Source organism: Burkholderia sp. Ac-20392 (assembly GCF_017104585.1).
GTDB classification, from domain to species: Bacteria; Pseudomonadota; Gammaproteobacteria; order Burkholderiales; family Burkholderiaceae; genus Burkholderia; species Burkholderia lata.
Window position 1 is genome coordinate 1 of record NZ_JAAGPB010000615.1, and the last position, 4342, is coordinate 4342.

The following is a 4342-nucleotide window of genomic DNA, read 5'->3' on the forward strand; positions in this document are numbered from 1 at the left end:
TCGGCCTGATCGGCGCGCGCCGCCGCCACGCTGCCGATCAGCAGCGTGGCGAGCAGGACGCGCAATATCGAGTGTTTCATGCGGTTCTCCGCCGGCGGGGACGGCCGGCTACATGGTCCGCGCATTAATCGCTGAGCGCCTGCGCAATCGCCTGACGAACTATCTGACGGGGGAAGGGCGCGACACCATCGAAGCCCGCTGTCGCGACGCGCTGCATGAGCATTCGGCCTGGCTGGTCGGCCAGATCACGCGTGAAGTGGCCCTCGCGCTGGAAACCGAGGTGATGGACTGGGTTCGCGACGCGGTCGACGAAGAGATCGCACGCCGCCGTTCCGGTCATTCCGGTTGAGCACGCGGACGTTCCGGTGAAAAACGGGGTGCGATTCCAGTAAGGGCTGGTACAGCGGCCGACGAGGCACTGCACGGGTCAGCCGGGGCATATCCGCCAGTCGGCGGAATCCGGCAGGGTGACTATTCCTCCCGGGGCGTCCGGTTCAGCGTACCGACAGCACCCATTGCGCGAGCGTGTGGGCTTCGCTGTTCGTCAATTGCGTATTGGCAGGCATCGGCACGCTGCCCCATACGCCGACGCTGCCTTTCACGATCGACTGGGCAAGGTAATCGACGGCGTCGCTGCGCGACGCATACTTGCCGGCGATGTCGCGGAACGACGGGCCCATCAGCGGCTTGCTGATCGCGTGGCAGGCCATGCAGTTCTTGCGCTGGGCAAGCGCGAGCCCGTCGGCCTGATCGGCGCGCGCCGCCGCCACGCTGCCGATCAGCAGCGTGGCGAGCAGGACGCGCAATATCGAGTGTTTCATGCGGTTCTCCGCCGGCGGGGACGGCCGGCTACATGGTCCGCGCATTATAAAAGCAAAGGGAAAGCGCGTTTTGCGCGTTCCCCGGCGGCCATGTTTATTGGGGTCGCATTTTTTGACGCGCCCGTATCAACCCGTGACGGCGCCCTGGTTCGCCGGGCGGGCGAGCGCCGCGAATTTCGCGAGCACGCCGCGGGTGTAGCGCGGCGCCGGCTGTTGCCATGCGGCGCGGCGGCGCGCGAGTTCCGCGTCGTCGACGTTCAGCTGCAGCAGCAGCCGGTGCGCGTCGATCGTGATCGAGTCGCCTTCCTGCACGAGCGCGATCGTGCCGCCGACGAACGCTTCCGGCGCGACGTGGCCGACCACCATCCCCCAGGTTCCGCCCGAGAAGCGGCCATCCGTGATGAAGCCGACCGATTCGCCGAGCCCCTTGCCGATGATCGCGGACGTCGGCGCGAGCATTTCCGGCATGCCGGGGCCGCCCTTCGGGCCGAGGTAGCGCAGCACGAGGATGTCGCCGGCGCGGATCCGGTCGCCGAGAATCGCATCCATCGCGCTCTGCTCGTCGTCGAACACGCGTGCCGGGCCCGTGATCACCGGGTTCTTCAGGCCGGTGATCTTTGCGACCGCACCGTCTTCCGCGAGATTGCCTTTCAGGATGGCAAGGTGGCCTTCCTTGTACAATGCGCGGTCGATCGGGAAGATCACGTCCTGGTCCGCGCGCGGCACGCTCGGCACGTCCTTCAGTTCGTTGGCGATCGTGCGGCCGGTGATCGTCATGCAGTCGCCGTGCAGCAGCCCCGCGTCGAGCAGGATCTTCAGCACCTGCGGAATCCCGCCGGCCCGGTGCAGGTCGGTCGCGACGTACTTCCCCGACGGCTTCAGGTCGCAGATCACGGGCACGCGCTTGCGGATGCGCTCGAAGTCCTCGATCGTCCAGTCGACCTCGGCCGCGTGCGCGATCGCGAGATAGTGCAGCACCGCGTTGGTCGAGCCGCCCGTCGCCATGATCACCGACACCGCGTTCTCGATCGACGCCTTCGTGATGATGTCGCGCGGTTTCAGGTCGCGCTTCACGGCCTCTACGAGCACGCGTGCTGATTCGGCGGCCGAATCGACCTTCTCCTGATCGGGGTTCGCCATCGTCGACGAGTACAGCAGCGACATCCCGAGCGCCTCGAACGACGAGCTCATCGTGTTCGCGGTGTACATCCCGCCGCACGACCCCGACGTCGGGCATGCGTTCTGCTCGACGCCTTCGAAATCCTCCTGCGACATCCGGCCCGCGGTGAATTCGCCGACGGCTTCGAACGACGACACGATCGTCAGGTCCCGGCCTTTCCAGTTGCCGGGGCGGATCGTGCCGCCGTACACGTAGATGCCCGGCACGTTCAGGCGTGCGAGCGCGATCATGCCGCCCGGCATGTTCTTGTCGCAGCCGCCGACGACGACCACGCCGTCCATCCATTGCCCCTGCACGCAGGTCTCGATGCAGTCGGCGATTACCTCGCGCGACACGAGCGAGTACTTCATGCCTTCGGTGCCCATCGACATGCCGTCCGAAATCGTCGGCGTACCGAAGATCTGTGGGTTCGCGTCGGACGCTTTCACGGCCGCGACGGCCGCGTCCGACAGGCGCTGCAGGCCGGAGTTGCATGGCGTGATCGTCGAATGGCCGTTCGCGATGCCGACCATCGGCTTGTCGAAATCGTCCTTCTGGTAGCCGAGTGCGTAATACATCGAGCGGTTCGGCGAGCGGGCCACGCCTTGCGTGATGTGCTTCGAGCGACGGTTGTAAGCCATGGGGGACTCCATCTTTGTCTGGGCAACGCCGTCGATCGGCGAGCCGGTTCGGATCAATCAAGAATGGAGTTTCCGGATTGGGATGTCCAATATATTATTTGTCGCGTATTAAGTCGTTTACTGAATGAAAAAGGCATGGCCGATCCGACTCCCGACCTGCGCCAGTGGCGCTATTTCGTGATCGTCGCCGACGAGCGACATTTCGGCCGCGCGGCCGAACGCCTGTCGATGACGCAGCCGCCGCTGTCACAGGCGATCCGTGCACTCGAGGATGCGCTCGGCGTCGCGCTGTTCGCGCCGGGCGTCGCGCTTCGCTTCCTGCGCGACGCCGCGCGCCTGCAGGATTTCAAACGAGCCCACGGTGCGTTTCTTGTTTTGCCAGTTCGGGCGGGCTTCGTCGATGCGGACTTCGGCCGCGGCCAGCACGCTGCGCTGTTGTGCGATCGCGGCGTCGAGCGTGTCGATGAACGCCTGGAAATTGCGCCAGTTGCCAGCCGGCATCCCGTGCTGCGCGGATTGCGAGAAGCGCGCGTGGTATTCGTCGCGGTAGCGCAGCAGCGCGTCGAGCTGCTCGGCGGCCGCGGTGCGGTCGCGCTGCGCGGTGCCGAGCTGCTTCGTGGCGGAATCGAGATCTTCCTGCGCGCGGTCGAGCAGCAACTGAAGGGGAAAGCCGTGTGCCATCTGGGTCAGCCTCCGTAAGCGTCGAACAGTGCATCGAGCCCGGCGAGGCTCGACGCGAACGGCGCGCATTCGCGAAAGCCCTGCTGCAGGAACGCCTCGATGCGCGGATAGAGCGCGATCGCGCGGTCGAGTTGCGCGTCGCGGCCGGGCGCATACGCACCGACCGCGATCAGGTCGCGATTGCGCTGGTAGCGCGACAGCATCTGCTTGAATTGCCGGACGTGGTCGAGGTGCGTTTCGTCGATCAGCGCGGTCATCGCGCGGCTGATCGACGCCTCGATGTCGATCGCCGGATAGTGGCCGGCCTCGGCGAGCGCGCGTGACAGCACGACGTGGCCGTCGAGGATCGCGCGCGCCGAATCGGCGATCGGGTCCTGCTGGTCGTCGCCTTCGGTCAGCACCGTATAGAACGCGGTGATCGAGCCGCCGCCTTCCGGCCCGTTGCCGGTGCGCTCGACGAGCGCGGGCAGCTTCGCGAACACCGACGGCGGGTAGCCCTTCGTCGCGGGCGGCTCGCCGATCGCCAGCGCGATCTCGCGCTGCGCCATCGCGTAGCGTGTGAGCGAATCCATCAGCAGCAGCACGTGCTTGCCCTGGTCGCGGAAATACTCGGCGAGCGACGTCGCGTAGGCCGCGCCCTGCATCCGCAGCAGCGGCGACACGTCGGCCGGCGCCGCGACGACGACCGAGCGCGCGAGCCCGTCTTCGCCGAGGATCTGTTCGATGAATTCCTTCACTTCGCGGCCGCGTTCGCCGATCAGCCCGATCACGATCACTTCCGCGCTCGTGTAGCGCGCCATCGTGCCGAGCAGCACCGACTTGCCGACGCCGGAGCCCGCGAACAGGCCCATCCGCTGCCCGCGGCCGACGGTGAGCAGCGCGTTGATCGCGCGCACGCCGACGTCGAGCACGTGGTGGATCGGTTCGCGCTCGAGCGGGTTGATCGACGGCGCCGACAGCGGCGCGTCGACCTTCGACGCGAGCGGGCCGAGGCCGTCGAGCGGGCGGCCCGACGCGTCGACGACGCGCCCGAGCATTCC

4 protein-coding genes and 3 pseudogenes are annotated in these 4342 nt (G+C 66.9%); 2 read left to right on the top strand and 5 right to left on the bottom strand.

Going from position 1 to position 4342, the window contains the following annotated elements; all coding sequences use genetic code 11:
• Positions 1–80: pseudogene (locus tag G3N99_RS42630) on the bottom strand (cytochrome C); the annotation flags it as partial.
• A gap of 47 nt (positions 81–127) precedes the next feature.
• On the opposite strand from G3N99_RS42630, the pseudogene G3N99_RS35570 reads away from it, so the two are divergent.
• Positions 128–349, top strand: a pseudogene (locus G3N99_RS35570) (DUF2486 family protein); the annotation flags it as partial.
• Between the two features lie 145 nt (positions 350–494).
• On the opposite strand, the gene G3N99_RS35575 reads toward G3N99_RS35570, so the two are convergent.
• Both G3N99_RS35575 and ilvD read right to left on the bottom strand, forming a co-directional pair.
• Entirely contained in the window at positions 495–821 is a 327-nt protein-coding gene (locus G3N99_RS35575; protein ID WP_174942037.1) for a c-type cytochrome, read from the bottom strand.
• Between the two features lie 126 nt (positions 822–947).
• On the bottom strand, positions 948–2621 hold the full coding sequence (gene ilvD, locus G3N99_RS35580; protein WP_206124696.1) for a dihydroxy-acid dehydratase: 1674 nt from the start codon (positions 2619–2621) through the stop codon (positions 948–950).
• Between the two features lie 135 nt (positions 2622–2756).
• On the opposite strand from ilvD, the pseudogene G3N99_RS35585 reads away from it, so the two are divergent.
• Positions 2757–2918, top strand: a pseudogene (locus tag G3N99_RS35585) (LysR family transcriptional regulator); the annotation flags it as partial.
• Here the strand turns inward: G3N99_RS35585 and fliJ are convergent.
• Together fliJ and G3N99_RS35595 are read right to left on the bottom strand one after the other, a co-directional pair.
• Positions 2868–3302, bottom strand: coding sequence for a flagellar export protein FliJ (gene fliJ, locus G3N99_RS35590; RefSeq protein ID WP_206124698.1), 435 nt, complete (start codon positions 3300–3302; stop codon positions 2868–2870). The pseudogene G3N99_RS35585 and the gene fliJ sit on opposite strands and share 51 nt — an antisense overlap.
• 5 nt (positions 3303–3307) lie before the next feature.
• Positions 3308–4342: FliI/YscN family ATPase (locus G3N99_RS35595; protein WP_206124697.1), on the bottom strand; the 1035-nt coding region annotated here is incomplete at its 5' end.

Excerpts from the sequence above, each read along its gene's own strand:
- fliJ (WP_206124698.1), bottom strand. The coding sequence starts at position 3,302 with ATGGCACACGGCTTTCCCCTTCAGTTGCTGCTCGACCGCGCGCAGGAA.
- ilvD (WP_206124696.1), bottom strand. The coding sequence starts at position 2,621 with ATGGCTTACAACCGTCGCTCGAAGCACATCACGCAAGGCGTGGCCCGC.
- G3N99_RS35575 (WP_174942037.1), bottom strand. The coding sequence starts at position 821 with ATGAAACACTCGATATTGCGCGTCCTGCTCGCCACGCTGCTGATCGGC.